Origin of the sequence: Bacillus sp. K2I17, assembly GCF_002209985.1 — a bacterium.
GTDB classification, from domain to species: Bacteria; Bacillota; Bacilli; order Bacillales; family Bacillaceae_G; genus Bacillus_A; species Bacillus_A wiedmannii.
Window position 1 is genome coordinate 149,254 of record NZ_NJGF01000007.1, and the last position, 14,879, is coordinate 164,132.

The window sequence follows — 14,879 nt, forward strand, 5'->3', positions numbered from 1 at the left end:
TCTTAATGTGAAGTAATCCTGCCGTGTATGCTAACAATTTAATCTCAAAACGTAATGAATATAGGAGATTAAGGATGCTTCAGAAATTAGCTTTTTGTAAAAGTGCTAAAGTTTCACTTTATCCCGCTACTTGCCGGGCAGTAAGACCCACGTCTCAAAATTCAGTGAAAGCAAAGAATTTAGGTGTGGATCAACTGCCCGTAAAAGCCCGATTGAGAAGGCTAATAATCAGTGGGGATGAACAAAACCCCTGCTGATTAAAGTTTCACTTTATGTAGCAGGGAAGTTTGGACCATCTAACTTAGGGTTGCCAGTCTCGGGTTTATTTTGTTTGTTTTGTTTTTTCTTTTTGTCGTTTTTGTTCTTTGTCATTTTCATACACCTCCTTTTTGTATTGTTACCATTTCTATAAATGACATACAAAATGATTTCTTTGACGAATAACAACTAGTTTTGTCATGTGAGCAGGAGTGAGGAGTCATTCGGCGAAATTACATGACAAAGGAAAAGCAAAGAAGGGGGCGTTTTGTATATGGCGATGGTTCAGAAGGAAGATGTAATGAAAACAATGGATCAAATGTTAAGTTCTCTCGATTTGCTGGAAATGAATATAGGGATTAGAATGAATCATGCATTGAAGGATACGGGTGAAAAAATATGCAATAAGATAGAAATAACAGAAATGCATATTGAGCATATGGAAAATAAATTAGTGCATCACGAAGAAAAAGGGAATTGGGTGAAGGCATTTCAAAACGTCGTAGTGAGTGCATAATAAGGTGGGAATAAAATGAAGTATGAAGCATTGATACAATCTTCAGAAAAACTCATGCAGTATAATAATGAAGCGAATGTGAAAAAAAGAGAAATGATTGAGTACGATTTTTATAAGGATATGAAACCATTTGTAGATATGGTAGATGAGGAATTAAAAGTGTGGAAAGAATTAGCTTATAAATGGATTAAGGAAGAAAAACCGAAGTATATACATGTACAGCAAATTGATCAAGTGTACGATAATTTACAGACAAATGTGTTGCAATGTTTTGTAAATAAAGGTAAAGGTAAGCGATTCTTTGAAACACATCAAGCCATTTCGTATACTTTGCAAAATATAATTGAGCAATGTAAGTAACAAGAGGGGAAACCCTCTTGTTTTTTTTATGCTTCTGTCATTGTTGTAGGTTTTGTTGCACCGTTTATTTCTAATTCTTTTATTAATGTTCGGTAATCTGAAATGCATATTTTCCCTTCGAGATACCAATGTCTCGCAAAGTCTAACAATTCATTTACATTCTCTGTGTAATACCCCTTTTTTTGAGAAAACGCTTGTTTTAAATCCCCTAATACCATGTTGATTCCTCCCCCATGAGAATCTTCTTCTTCACTATCATAGCATGGAAGGGTTTTCTTTTTTAATTTTTTAAAAATTTAAACTTCCGACAAAAATAGACAGATACTCCGTCACACAAATTATTTTACAAGTACATATTATATATGTAGAAACTTATGTGAAGGAGGAGAGAATGCATGTTTCAACAATCTAACGTATATCAGCAATCTTATCCATATGCACAGCAAAATATGTACCAATATAATACGGATACATATTTACGGTATAATATGTATCCTTTCGAGCCTAATTATGGAAATCAAAATTATTACCAGCCATTTGAAGTATCGTTTATGAATCAACCACAACAACAGCAGCAACCACATACGAATCAACAGCAGCAGCCCTATATGGAGCAACAGCAGCAACCCTATACGAATCAACAACAGCAGCCCTATATGGAGCAACAGCAACAACCCTATACGAATCAACAACAGCAGCCTTATATGGATCAACAACAGCAACCTTATATGAATTCACAATACTATATGCCACCACCATCTCCCTATGGAAATCAACAAGCGATGTTTTATCCACCAAAACAACCGTACCCGACGCAGAATAAACAAAAACAACAACAGCAACCGAGTCAATTTTCTAGTTTTGTTTCCCAATTTAAAAACTCAGATGGTAACTATGATGTAAATAAAATGATGAATACAGCTGGACAAATGATGAATGCGATGAACCAAGTGACAGGTATTGTAAAGCAAGTTGGAGGTTTTTTTGGTAAGTAATTTTGGGGGTTGTCTATAAAAAGCATTACGTATAAAGCAGAAGGCTAGACAAATTTCCTTGTAATAAATGGGTATATATAACAAACGGCTTTCTCTCTTTTCTCATATTGTAAAGTGTAGTCAGATTTTTTTAACGAGAGAGGAGAGAAAAAACTATGCATCATTGTCATCCTTGTTTTGGAGGGCATAAGCCTGTAGGACCTATTTGTACAACTGCTCCTGTCATTCATCCGACGAAACAATGCGTAACACACTCTTTTTCAACAACGGTGGTGCCACACATTTTCCCAACGCATACAACACATGTACACCATCAACAAATTAAAAACCAAAACTTCTTCCCACAAACAAACTCGAATGTAAATGTGGTAGACCCAGTTGATCCAGGATTCGGCGGCGGATGTGGACCATGTGGTCATGGACATCATGGACATTTTGGACATCATGGACATTTTGGACATCAAATATCTCCATTTGGTCCAGGACCAAATGTATCACCATTCTTACCGAATAATGTATCACCAGTAGGTCCGAATATTGGACCAAACGTTGGTGGAATATTTAAAAAGTAAATGATATGTTAGAACTAGCGAAATGCTAGTTCTTTTTTTGTAATTGGAGTGTTGATATGAAAGTTATTGCTGTAACGGGATATAAGCCATTTGAACTTGGTATATTTAAAAATGATCATCCAGGGGTGGAATGTATAAAAAAAGCATTGCATCGAAAATTAACTACTTTTGTAGAAGAAGGTTTGGAATGGGTGATAATAAGTGGGCAGTTAGGAGTCGAATTATGGGCTGCTGAAGTTGTTTTTGAAATTCAAGTAGAATATCCAGATCTAAAATTAGCGGTATTTACTCCGTTTTTAGAACAAGAAGAAAGCTGGAAGGAAGATAACCGTGAATATTACGAATGTATTCTCTCTCAAGCAGACCATATTGATAGTATTACGAAACGGAAGTACGAAAGCCCGGAACAATTTAAATTAAAAAATCAATTTTTTATTGAAAAAAGTGATGCACTTTTAGCTGTATATGATGAAGAAAAACCAGGGAGTCCCAAATATATTGTAGAAGCAGCAAAGAAAAAAGGAGAAATAGAAAATTATCATAGTTATTTTATTCTTTTTTCTGATTTACAAGATATAATAGAAGAGGAACAGTGGAATAATGCTGAGTAATATGTAATATAGTACTCGTATATATGATTGACAAAAGGCATTGTTTCTGAAAAAATTTAGGTAATGAAAGTTTTGGCAAAAATTTGAGGTGAAGAAAATGATTTCGGATAAAATTAAATTAACGGCGAAAGATATTTTAGAAAAAGAATTTAAAACAGGCATGAGAGGCTATCAACAAGAAGAAGTAGACAAGTTTCTTGATATGATCATTAAAGACTATGAAGCTTTCCACAAGGAGTTTGATCAATTAAAGCAACAAAATGCTCGTTTAAAGCGTGAATTAGAGGAACAAAAATTAGTAGCAACGCAAGTGCCACAACAACCAGTTGTACAAACACCAGTTGCACAACCTGTATATAACAACACGAATACGGACATTTTAAAACGTCTATCTAATTTAGAAAAAGCTGTATTTGGAAGTAAGTTATACGAATAATTTCTAGTGGTAAAAAGGTTAAAGCATTTTACATAGAAAAAAACATTGCAAAATCTTTTTGTTTCCACTATACTAATGGATGTCATAACGTTTGGGTAATCGCTGCAACGCTAACGTTGTAGAGGAAAGTCCATGCTCGCACGGCCTGAGATGGCTGTAGTGTTCGTGCCTAGCCAATTCATAAGCTAGGGTATTCTGGCTGTAAGGCTGGTTTAACGGCAGGGAAAAAACCTAAGTCCTTTCGGATATGGTTTGACTACCTTTAAAGTGCCACAGTGACGAAGTCCTTGAAGAAATGATAGGAGTGGAACGAGGTAAACCCCACGAGCGAGAAACCCAAATAATGGTAGGGGAATCTTTTCCAAGGAAATGAACGATGGGAAAGGACAGGTTGTATAACCTGTAGATAGATGATTGCCACCGGAGTACGAGGCGTGGGCCGTTTGCAGTACAAAGGAACAGAACATGGCTTACAGAACGTTATGAACCAACTATGAAATAACTCAGCTCTCCTTTGTTAGAGGAGGGCTTTTTATTTGTATGAAGTTATAAATTATGAGTTAAAATGGTTAATGAGAAAATTCTTCGTAAAATGTAATGATTAATAGGACAAATTGCTATTAATTATTGTTTAACTATACATAAGAGGTGAATGCAAATGGGAAAAGTTACTTTAATTGCAACAGCGGCAATGGGTATTGAAGCGTTAGTTGCCCGAGAAGTTCGTGATCTTGGTTATGAATGCCAAGTGGAAAACAGCAAAGTAACATTTGAAGCAGATGAAAAGGCGATTTGTCGCACGAACTTATGGTTACGTACTGCGGACCGTGTGAAAATTAAAGTTGGCGAATTCAAAGCGACAACATTTGATGAGCTGTTTGAAAAGACGAAAGCATTAAACTGGGGAGATTATATTCCAGAGAATGGGGAATTTCCTGTAATTGGTAAATCGTTAAAATCTGAGTTGTTCAGTGTTTCAGATTGCCAACGTATCGTTAAAAAAGCTGTCGTTGAAAAATTAAAAACAACATATAAACGTACAACTTGGTTTGAAGAAGATGGTCCGTTATTCCGTATTGAGATCGCAATGCTCAAGGATATTGCAACATTAACAATTGATGCAAGTGGTGTTGGACTTCATAAACGTGGATACCGTATGGATCAAGGGGAAGCCCCATTAAAAGAAACATTGGCTGCGTCTTTAATTAAGTTAACAAACTGGAAGCCGGATCGTCCTTTCGTGGATCCTTTCTGTGGATCAGGTACAATTCCGATTGAAGCAGCATTAATTGGACAAAATATTGCACCAGGATTTAACCGTGGCTTCGCATCAGATGAGTGGGGCTGGGTTGGTAAACAAAACTGGCGTGAAGCTCGTCAAGAAGCTGAAGATTTAGCGAATTATAATCAACCACTACAAATCATTGGATCAGATATTGATCATCGTATGATCCGAGTTGCTCAAGATAATGCAGAAGAAGTGGGCTTAAGTGATTTAATTACATTTAAACAAATGCAAGTAAAAGATTTCACGACAAAAGAGGATTATGGCTATGTTGTAACGAATCCTCCATACGGAGAACGTTTAAGTGAAAAAGCACTCGTTGAACAATTGTACAAAGAAATGGGACAAGTATTCCGCCCATTAGATACATGGTCAGCGTATGTATTAACCAGCTACGAAGCATTTGAAAAGTGTTATGGAAAAGATGCATCGAAGAAACGTAAACTGTTTAATGGATTTATCCGTACAGATTACTACCAATACTTCGGAAAACGTCCACCGCGTAATTCATAGTATAAAACTCCTCCAGCGCGCATATACTGGCTATTATGTAATGCGTAAAGGAGGACGTGATATGGATAGTTTCCAATTATCTATGATTCAAAAAGCTATTCATCGTACGTATGATGAGATCGGGAAAGAAGTGGATAGCCAAGGTGCGATTGTAGAGGAAATACAAAAAGCACAAGAAGAATATTTGTCAGCTCTTTCACACGAAACAGCGATTGATAAACGGTATTTAAAGTCATTAATATAGAAAAAAATTTTCCTTTTTCGAAAGGAAAATTTTTTTTCGTGTATTTCTATGTATGGCAACAGGGGAAAGTGGCTGCACACATATGAGTAGCAGTTGCTATATCTTTTTATAGAAAAACTTTTTGGTTGGAGGCTAAGGATGTTTACTGAGAAGAGATTACCATTTGAAGTAGGAAAACAAGATAATTTTTATGATAAGTTGAATGAATGGATTGGAGATGTGTTTTACGATATCCTTCCGGAAAAAGGCTTTGAAGAGCGTGATGAACAAATTTTTATGGCGTTTCAATTAGAGCGTGCTTTCCAAGAAAAGAAAGTAATGTTCGCAGAAGCGGGTGTAGGAACAGGGAAAACAATTGTATATCTTCTATATGCAATTTGCTATGCGCGTTATACTGGAAAACCAGCTATTATCGCTTGTGCTGATGAAACGTTAATTGAGCAGCTTGTGAAAGAAGAAGGAGACATTGCTAAGTTATCTGAAGCATTAGGACTATCTGTTGATGTTAGACTTGCGAAATCAATGGATAATTATTTATGTTTACGTAAACTTGAAGATGTTATGAGTGGACGAGCTCCAGAAGTAATTGAAGATGTATACTACGAATTACCACAGTTTGTATTCGATCATGGTACGATGCAAAACTTTACTCACTACGGCGACAGAAAAGAATTTCCACTTTTAAATGATGAGGAATGGTCAAAAGTAAATTGGGATTACTTCCAAGATTGCTTCACTTGTGATTCTCGTCATCGTTGTGGTCAAACTCTTTCTCGTGAACATTATCGTAAAGCGGCAGATTTAATTATTTGTTCTCAAGATTTCTATATGGATCATATTTGGACGTACGATGCTCGTAAGCGTGAAGGGCAAATTCCGTTATTACCTGAAAGTAGCTGCGTTGTATTCGATGAAGGACATCTTGTAGAATATGCAGCTCAAAAAGCTTTAACATATCGTTTAAAGCAAACGATGATGGAGCAACTTTTAACAAGATTGTTGCAAAACGATATTCGTGAAGAGTTTGCACATTTAGTAGAAGAAACAATTTGGCAAACAGAGCGATTCTTTGATGTGTTACAAGAAAATAAAAAGGAAATCGCCGGTTCTGATCGTTTAGAAATTACTGTGACAGAAAAAGTAACAGCTGAAGCGAATAGACTTTATGCGAAAATTGGTGAAGTCGGTGATGCATTAGTATTTGAAAGTGAAATGCATACAGTAAACACGTATGATTTAAATATCGTTGATGAACATTTAGATGTATTAGAACATTCACTTCGTCTGTTCATGCACGAGAAAAATGTAATTACATGGGGTGAAGAAGGTGATGGAGCCTTCACGTTAGTGATTATGCCACGTGCAGTTGAAGAAGTATTACAAGAGAAAGTATTCTCGAAGAAAATCCCGTATATTTTCTCTTCTGCTACATTATCTAACAACGATTCATTCGCATTTACAGCAAATAGCCTAGGGGTAAAAGATTACTTATCATTCTCAGTTGCCTCACCGTTTGATTATGAGGAGCAAATGGCAGTAAACTTACTATCGCATACGAAAGAGAACGAATGGGAAAGAAAGTGTCAATATACACTTGAAAATATACAGAAAACAAATGGACGTACACTTGTATTATTCCGTACAACACAAGAACTTGCAGCGTTTAAAGAATATGTAAGTAAAGAACAAATGTCCGTTCCGTTCCTATATGAAGGGGATCAAGAAATTAGTCAGCTCGTTTCTCGTTTCCAAAATGAAGAAGAGACTGTACTTTGTGCTGTTCATTTATGGGAAGGTTTAGATATTCCTGGTTCATCATTATCGCATGTTATTATTTGGTCATTACCATTCCCTCCAAACGATCCTGTGTTTGAAGCGAAGCGTAAACATGTAAATAATCCATTCTGGGATGTAGATGTACCGTATATGATTTTACGTCTTCGTCAAGGGATTGGACGTTTAATTCGTACGAGCGACGATAAAGGGGCTATATCAATCTTCTTATCTGATACAGAAGATGAGAAAGTGATAGAAGCGGTGAAAAACGTACTACCAGTAGAAGGTAAAGAATTATAAGGAGAAAGCTTGGCGCTTGCCAAGCTTTTTTTCTATTATAAAAGGAATTTAGGTTTCCATGTCGAATTAAGTTTGAGGTAGAAAAGGGAGGTTTTATACGATGACAGTAGCTACATATGAAGTAGAAAAACAATTTTTAACATATGTGAAGAAGATACAAAATTACGGTGAAGCATTAAGCTTAATGTTTTGGGACTTAAGAACAGGTGCGCCTAAAAAAGGTGTAGACCAGCGTTCAGAAGTAATTGGTATGCTTTCATCAGAAGTGTTTGTTATGTCGACTTCAGATGAGATGGGAAATTATTTAACAGAGCTTGAAGCTTTAATAAGTGAAGATAAACTTTCTGAAACGATGAAGAAAATGGTTGAAGAGTGTCGTAAAGAATATGATAGAAATAAGAAAATTCCACAAGCGGAATACGAGGCGTATGTGAAATTAGAAGCGAAAGCGGAAAGTGTGTGGGAAGAAGCTCGGGAAAAATCTGATTTCGAAATGTTCCGTCCGTATTTAGAACAAATAGTTGAATTTAAAAAGAAATTCATTACATATTGGGGTTACGAAACATATAAATATAATACATTGTTAGATATGTATGAGCCAGGTATTACAGTAGAAGTGTTAGATCACGTATTTGGTCAACTTCGTGAGCGTATCGTTCCGCTCGTAAAAGAAATATCGGAGTCACAAAAGAGATTAAAGACAAGTGCTTTATCAGAACATTTTTCAAAAGAAAAACAAAAGAACTTTACATTAGAGTTATTAAAGCAATTGAATTATGACTTTAAAGCAGGTCGTCTTGATGAAACGGTACATCCATTTGAGATTACATTAAATAGAGGGGACGTTCGTATTACAACACGTTATGATGAAAAAGATTTCCGTATGGCAGTGTTTGGAACAATTCATGAATGTGGCCATGCTGTATATGAACAAAATATTGCAGAGAAATTCGAAGGTACACCGCTATGTAGTGGAACTTCTATGGGTATTCATGAGTCACAATCATTATTCTTTGAGAACTTTATCGGTCGTAATAAATCATTCTGGAAGAAAAATTATGATTTATTAAAAGAGTATAGCGATGGTCAATTCAATGATATATCAGTAGATGAGTTTTATGATGCGATTAATGAATCGAAGCCATCGTTCATTCGTATAGAAGCAGATGAGCTTACATATCCGCTTCACGTCATGGTTCGTTATGAACTTGAGAAAGAATTATTTGATGGTACATTACAAGTGAAGGATTTGCCAGTGGCTTGGAATGATAAGATGGAAGCATATTTAGGAATTCGTCCGGAAAGCGATGCACAAGGTGTATTGCAAGATGTTCACTGGGCTGGTGGTTCATTTGGATACTTCCCATCTTATGCGCTTGGTTATATGTATGCAGCGCAATTTAAGCAAAGAATGTTAAAAGACATTCCGAACTTTGATGCATTATTAGAAGAAGGAAACGTAACACCAATTCGTGAATGGTTAACAGAAAATATTCACCAATACGGTAAAACGAAAAAGCCACTTGAAATTTTAGAAGATGTGACAGGTGAAGGATTAAATGCAAACTACTTAGCAGATTATTTAGAAGCGAAGTATAAAGAAATCTATGAGTTATAAAAAAGAGCTGCTTAATTGCAGCTCTTTTTTTCAAGGGGGATAGAAGAATGGCTTATACATATACAGTAATGACGCAAGAAGAAGCAGAAGAAATTGCATATAACTGGCATTATGAAGGGAGGTATTCCTTTTACGATATAGGTGCAGATGAAGAAGATTTAGCTGAGTTTTTACATGATGAGAGTAGAGGAAATCATACATTTTCTGTGAAGGAAAATGGCACTCTCATTGGTTTTTTTACTGTTTGTAAAATAAATGATGGAACGGTTGATATAGGTCTTGGAATGAGACCTGATATAACTGGAAATGGATTTGGTTTACAGTTCGTAAACGCTGGACTAGCTTTTAGTAAAGAAAAATATGGTTGCAATTATATAACACTATCAGTAGCGACATGTAATGAGAGAGCCATTAAAGTGTATAAAAGAGCAGGATTTGAAGCTGTTGGAACGTTTATACAGAAAACAAATGGTAGTTGTTTTGAGTTTTTGAAAATGAATTATATATGTAAAAATGATTAAGAAACAGAGGGGATCTTCTGTTTCTTTATTTTGATTTAGAAGTATAGGATACATATTTTTGTACTTGTTGTAATTGAGAGTTTTGAAATTTTGACAGAGGATGTGTATGATTGAACTTTAGTAGCAAATAGCAGGTTTAGCAAGGAGAGGTAGAATGATTACAATTAAAACGAAAAATGAAATAGATTTGATGCATGAATCTGGGAAATTACTTGCTTCATGTCATAGGGAAATTGCCAAAATGATGAAACCAGGTATTACGACAAAAGAAATTGATACGTTTGTTGAAGCTTATTTAGAAAAGCATGGTGCAACATCTCAGCAGAAAGGTTACAACGGGTATCCATATGCGATATGTGCATCTGTAAATGCTGAAATGTGCCATGGGTTTCCCGCCGATGTTCCTTTAACTGAGGGAGATATTGTAACAATTGACATGGTAGTAAACTTAAATGGTGGTCTTTCAGATTCTGCTTGGACGTATAAAATTGGAAATGTTTCTGATGAAGCAGAAAAGTTATTGTTAGTAGCTGAGAATGCTTTATATAAAGGGATTGGTCAGGCGGTAATCGGTAATCATGTAGGAGACATTGGCTATGCAATTGAAAGTTATGTAGCTACTGAAGGTTTTTCGGTTGCAAGAGACTTTACGGGGCACGGGATTGGTAAAGAGATTCATGAAGAACCAGCAATTTTTCATTTTGGGAAACAAGGACAAGGGCCTGAACTACAAGAAGGAATGGTAATTACAATTGAGCCTATTGTCAATGTAGGTATGCGATATTCGAAAGTAGATTTAAATGGATGGGCTGCAAGAACGATGGACGGGAAATTATCAGCGCAATATGAGCATACAATTGCGATTACAAAAGATGGGCCGATTATTTTAACGACACTTTGAAATAATATGTAAGAGTTTACAAAACTCGAACAAAAATGATGTTTTTATAAAATTTGTACGTGTTTTATTAAGAAATGCTTTTCAAAGTATAAAAAGTGCGTTATAATCCTTCTATAAAATAAATAGTTAGCTACACTCATATAATCGCGGGGATATGGCCTGCAAGTTTCTACCGAAGTACCGTAAATACTTTGACTATGAGTGAGGACGAATATATTTGCTTGTTTAGCATTCTTTTTTGCGAAACTCCAAAAGCGCGTCTCTCACTTGTAACGAGTGGTGGCGGCTTTTGGAGTTTTTTATTGCATAAGAGGGGGAACAAACATGAAAGTATTACAAGAAAAGATTTTGAACGAAGGAAAGGTTTTATCTGGTGACGTATTAAAGGTAGATGCATTTTTAAATCATCAAATTGACCCAGTACTTATGCAAGAGATCGGAAAAGAATTTGCTAAACGTTTTAAAGAAGAGAACATTACAAAAATCGTGACGATTGAATCTTCAGGCATTGCACCAGCAGTTATGGCTGCATTAGAGCTTGGTGTAAAAGTAATCTTTGCAAGAAAACGTAAATCGTTAACGTTACAAGATAATATGTACGTTGCAAACGTATATTCATTTACGAAACAAGAAACGAATGAAATTTCATTATCTCGAAATCATATCGATGAAAATGATCGTGTTTTAATTATCGATGACTTTTTAGCAAATGGTCAGGCTGCTTTAGGTTTAATGAGTTTAGTAGAGCAAGCAGGAGCAAGTATTGCAGGAATTGGTATTGTTATTGAAAAAGCATTTCAAGATGGAGGAAAGAAGCTTCGTGAACAAGGAGTTCGTGTTGAGTCACTAGCAGAAATTGCATCACTTGATAACGGCACAGTTACATTTGTACAGCAAGAAACTGCGGAGGTGAAATAAACGATGAAGCAACATCCATTTAAAATCGCATCGCTTGGTATGCAGCATATGCTGGCGATGTATGCTGGCGCAATTATCGTTCCGCTTATTGTGGGCGGCGGACTTGGTTTAAATCAAAAAGAGTTAACATATTTAGTCTCGATTGATTTATTAATGTGCGGCGTTGCGACGATTTTACAAGCATTATCAAATCGCTTTTTCGGTATTGGACTTCCCGTTGTACTTGGTTGCACATTTACAGCGGTTGGGCCGATGATTGCAATCGGGAAACAATACGGTGTGTCTTCTATTTATGGAGCGATTATTGCTGCCGGGTTATTCGTTGTTATTTTTGCGAAATTATTTGGAAAGCTTGTAAAACTGTTTCCACCTGTTGTAACAGGATCTGTCGTTACCGTAATTGGAGTTACACTTGTTCCAGCAGCGATTAATGATATGGCTGGGGGAGTAGGAAGTAAGGATTTCGGTAGTCTGGAGAATTTAGGGTTAGCATTTGGTGTATTATTATTTATCATCATTATGTATCGTTTCTTTGACGGGTTTATTCGTTCAATCTCTATTTTACTAGGTCTATTGTTCGGTACAATTGTTGCAGCGTTTATGGGGAAAGTAAGTTTGCAAGCAGTTGGAGAAGCGGATTGGTTCCACGGTATTCAGCCATTTTACTTCGGTACACCAACATTTGAATTAACGCCAATTATTACGATGATTTTAGTTGCTTGCGTAGGGATTGTAGAAGCAACAGGTGTATATTTCGCATTATCTGATATTTGCAATAAAAAGATCGGTGAAAAAGAATTAACAAAAGGCTATCGAGCAGAAGGATTAGCGATGGTGTTAGGTGGTATTTTTAACGCGTTCCCATATACAACATACTCTCAAAACGTAGGACTTGTTCAATTAACTGGAGTAAGAAATCGCGTTATTATTTATACTTGTGGTGGTATGTTAATCGTTCTTGGGTTCATTCCAAAAATCGCAGCTATTACAACTATTATCCCGAAATCAGTACTTGGCGGTGCAATGTTAGCAATGTTCGGTATGGTAATGGCATATGGTATTAAAATGTTAAGTAGCGTTGATTTTGGTAAACAAGAAAACTTATTAATAGTTGCATGTTCTGTCGGAATTGGGCTTGGGGTTACAGTTGTTCCGACATTATTCTCACAACTTCCTGAAAACATTCGTATTTTAACAGATAACGGAATTGTACTTGGAAGTGCGTCAGCAGTACTTTTAAATATCGTATTTAATATGGTGCCGCAGCGTAAAGTGAAAGTAAAAGAAGAGCCAGTGTCTATGCAAAGTGCAGTAAGAGAAGCGTAAAAAAGCAAGGTCTCATTATGAGACCTTGCTTTTCTTTTTAAGTGGCATCATTTTCCCATACGTACCAAGACGCCAAATGTACTCAAGTGGCCCGTATTGATAACGTGACAGCCACCAGCGGCTAATAAAGATTTGTAACGTATAGAAACTAATGCAAAATAGAGGACCTACCCATAATGGAGCAAGATAATCATTTTTGAACAATAGTCCGAATACAAGTAATGTAACAATTGTATGTGAAATGTAGTTTGTTAACGCCATTCGACCAACATACTGGAACGGACGTAATAATGTTTGCCATCTTTCTTTTTGTAATAAACGCATTAACGTGACAATGTAGAAGATGAACAATGTCTTTCCGCTTATCATCGTAATACCCATAAGTGAAAATGGTGTGTATGGTTGATTGTTCATAAAGAAGTAAACCATAATAAACCACATCGGTAATGTTAAAATGAACATAATGATTTGCCATTTTTTAAGTTTTAGATCTAATTCTTTAGCACGGCGGAAAATGTCTTTTTTACCGGCATATAATCCTAGTAAAAACAATCCTAGTGTTTCAGGAAGCATAATAAGACTGTTACTTATTGCTTCAGAATAGAAAGAATGGAATCTGTCTGTAATTTGTAAGCCCCAGTTTTCTAACGGCATAATGGCTATGGAAAGGCCTAGTTCATCTACCGGCACTAATAACATGAGAAGAGAACCTACTAATGTGAACAATTGCATGAAACTTAATAGTACAATTGACCATATTAAAATAGTACGTGGCTTTCTCTTGTAAAATAAAAATAAGAAAAATCCGGTAATTGCATAAGTATGTAAAATGTCCCCGTCCCATAAAAGAACGTAGTGTAAGAAACCAAATAATAATAAAATAAGTAAGCGGCGAACAAACAAAGTTTTTGGACGATCGGTTTTCGCCTCAGCACGATTCATAAAAATATAAAAACCTAATCCGAATAAAAACGAAAAAATTGTATAAAATTTCGTTTGAATAAACATATCGTAAAATAGGCGAATATAGCTGTCTATCCCTTCGTAAATTCCTGTAATATCACGTGAGTCAACCCCGGCGATAATTGGCCAGTTAACAAGAAAAATACCTAGTACAGCTATTCCTCTAATAATATCTATGGAATGTATCCTCTCGCCTTGTGAAATATTTTGTGTCATTATTTTCCTCCTTGTTAAGTAATTCCCTTTTATTATACAAAATGTAAAGAGGAGGGTATATAGGTAATTTCCAATTTTTAAAACTGTTAAGATATGTATTATGAGATATAATAAGAGTGCACAACAAGTTTTAACCTTCTTCAAAACAGGCAGTAAAGCTCCTTTCTATAAGGGGCTTTCTTTATGAAAAGTATTGATAATGATTCTCTTTAATGATAAAATGTGTTTAAAAGTGATAATCATTATCAAAAAAGGTTGGTGCATGAGTATGGTATATGCATTAGTAGCAGGTACAGTCACTGTATATGCAGTTATTGCAAAGTATGTTTTAAATGGAGTAGGAACAGCAAAATGAGTGATATGACATAAAATCCCTTTCATTTGTAAAAAAAATGAAAGGGATTTTTTATTTTTAATGAGAATATGCTGAAAATTTAGTATGATAGTAAAGTGAAACTGTAATCGATGAGGGGATGTATCTCCTGATGATTATGAGCTCGCAAATAGCGGGAAAAAGTATATACATCTTGGATAAAGGGGAACAAGGGG

At 35.7% G+C, this 14,879-nt stretch carries 17 protein-coding genes, 1 other RNA gene and 1 riboswitch; of the genes, 15 read left to right on the forward strand and 3 right to left on the reverse strand.

The genetic code is table 11. From position 1 onward, the window contains the following. Positions 1 to 270 precede the first annotated feature (270 nt). Entirely contained in the window at positions 271 to 447 is a 177-nt protein-coding gene (locus CER22_RS33035; protein ID WP_087985562.1) for a phage portal protein, read from the reverse strand. Positions 448 to 532: 85 nt separating this feature from the next. Between CER22_RS33035 and CER22_RS11235 the strand changes: the two genes are divergently transcribed. Then, the gene (locus CER22_RS11235) at positions 533 to 775 is read left to right on the forward strand and encodes a hypothetical protein (protein ID WP_001252041.1); all 243 of its coding nucleotides are present in this window, start codon (positions 533 to 535) and stop codon (positions 773 to 775) included. 15 nt (positions 776 to 790) lie between these two features. Beyond that, entirely contained in the window at positions 791 to 1,135 is a 345-nt protein-coding gene (locus CER22_RS11240) for a YppE family protein (protein WP_000872967.1), read from the forward strand. 26 nt (positions 1,136 to 1,161) lie between these two features. Here CER22_RS11240 and CER22_RS11245 read toward each other — a convergent pair whose 3' ends face one another. Further along, the gene (locus CER22_RS11245) at positions 1,162 to 1,353 is read right to left on the reverse strand and encodes a YppF family protein (RefSeq protein WP_000242661.1); all 192 of its coding nucleotides are present in this window, start codon (positions 1,351 to 1,353) and stop codon (positions 1,162 to 1,164) included. 177 nt (positions 1,354 to 1,530) lie between these two features. On the opposite strand from CER22_RS11245, the gene CER22_RS11250 reads away from it, so the two are divergent. From CER22_RS11250 to pbuX, 13 genes are all read left to right on the forward strand, one after another. Further along, positions 1,531 to 2,130 (forward strand): YppG family protein, encoded by a 600-nt coding sequence (locus CER22_RS11250; RefSeq protein ID WP_088608763.1) that lies wholly within the window; start codon positions 1,531 to 1,533, stop codon positions 2,128 to 2,130. Positions 2,131 to 2,285: 155 nt separating this feature from the next. Next, complete coding sequence (locus CER22_RS11255; RefSeq protein WP_088608764.1) at positions 2,286 to 2,702, forward strand: CotD family spore coat protein; 417 nt, start codon at positions 2,286 to 2,288, stop codon at positions 2,700 to 2,702. A 56-nt stretch (positions 2,703 to 2,758) separates the two neighbouring features. After that, a complete protein-coding gene (locus tag CER22_RS11260) occupies positions 2,759 to 3,313 on the forward strand; it encodes a DUF1273 domain-containing protein (RefSeq protein ID WP_000862919.1) in 555 nt (184 codons plus the stop codon). A 97-nt stretch (positions 3,314 to 3,410) separates the two neighbouring features. Then, positions 3,411 to 3,749: a cell division regulator GpsB gene (gene gpsB / locus CER22_RS11265; RefSeq protein ID WP_000622425.1), complete on the forward strand. Its 339-nt coding sequence runs from the start codon at positions 3,411 to 3,413 to the stop codon at positions 3,747 to 3,749. A gap of 87 nt (positions 3,750 to 3,836) precedes the next feature. After that, positions 3,837 to 4,227, forward strand: an RNA gene (gene rnpB, locus CER22_RS11270) — RNase P RNA component class B. A 180-nt stretch (positions 4,228 to 4,407) separates the two neighbouring features. Further along, complete coding sequence (locus CER22_RS11275) at positions 4,408 to 5,547, forward strand: THUMP domain-containing class I SAM-dependent RNA methyltransferase (protein ID WP_000521230.1); 1,140 nt, start codon at positions 4,408 to 4,410, stop codon at positions 5,545 to 5,547. Positions 5,548 to 5,608: 61 nt separating this feature from the next. Then, complete coding sequence (locus CER22_RS11280) at positions 5,609 to 5,791, forward strand: DUF3921 family protein (protein WP_000376888.1); 183 nt, start codon at positions 5,609 to 5,611, stop codon at positions 5,789 to 5,791. A 138-nt stretch (positions 5,792 to 5,929) separates the two neighbouring features. Further along, positions 5,930 to 7,867: an ATP-dependent DNA helicase gene (locus tag CER22_RS11285; protein WP_060489642.1), complete on the forward strand. Its 1,938-nt coding sequence runs from the start codon at positions 5,930 to 5,932 to the stop codon at positions 7,865 to 7,867. A 100-nt stretch (positions 7,868 to 7,967) separates the two neighbouring features. Then, positions 7,968 to 9,485, forward strand: coding sequence for a carboxypeptidase (gene ypwA / locus CER22_RS11290; RefSeq protein WP_088608765.1), 1,518 nt, complete (start codon positions 7,968 to 7,970; stop codon positions 9,483 to 9,485). A gap of 47 nt (positions 9,486 to 9,532) precedes the next feature. After that, positions 9,533 to 10,006: a GNAT family N-acetyltransferase gene (locus CER22_RS11295; protein WP_087985567.1), complete on the forward strand. Its 474-nt coding sequence runs from the start codon at positions 9,533 to 9,535 to the stop codon at positions 10,004 to 10,006. A gap of 154 nt (positions 10,007 to 10,160) precedes the next feature. Further along, a complete protein-coding gene (locus CER22_RS11300) occupies positions 10,161 to 10,907 on the forward strand; it encodes a type I methionyl aminopeptidase (RefSeq protein WP_088608766.1) in 747 nt (248 codons plus the stop codon). 116 nt (positions 10,908 to 11,023) lie between these two features. Continuing rightward, positions 11,024 to 11,125: riboswitch (purine riboswitch) on the forward strand. 106 nt (positions 11,126 to 11,231) lie between these two features. Further along, positions 11,232 to 11,825: a xanthine phosphoribosyltransferase gene (locus tag CER22_RS11305; protein WP_000866483.1), complete on the forward strand. Its 594-nt coding sequence runs from the start codon at positions 11,232 to 11,234 to the stop codon at positions 11,823 to 11,825. 3 nt (positions 11,826 to 11,828) lie between these two features. Continuing rightward, positions 11,829 to 13,151, forward strand: coding sequence for a xanthine permease PbuX (gene pbuX, locus CER22_RS11310; protein ID WP_088608767.1), 1,323 nt, complete (start codon positions 11,829 to 11,831; stop codon positions 13,149 to 13,151). A gap of 15 nt (positions 13,152 to 13,166) precedes the next feature. Here the strand turns inward: pbuX and CER22_RS11315 are convergent, their stop codons facing one another. Beyond that, entirely contained in the window at positions 13,167 to 14,330 is a 1,164-nt protein-coding gene (locus CER22_RS11315; protein ID WP_088608768.1) for a DUF418 domain-containing protein, read from the reverse strand. Between the last annotated feature and the right edge of the window lie 549 nt (positions 14,331 to 14,879).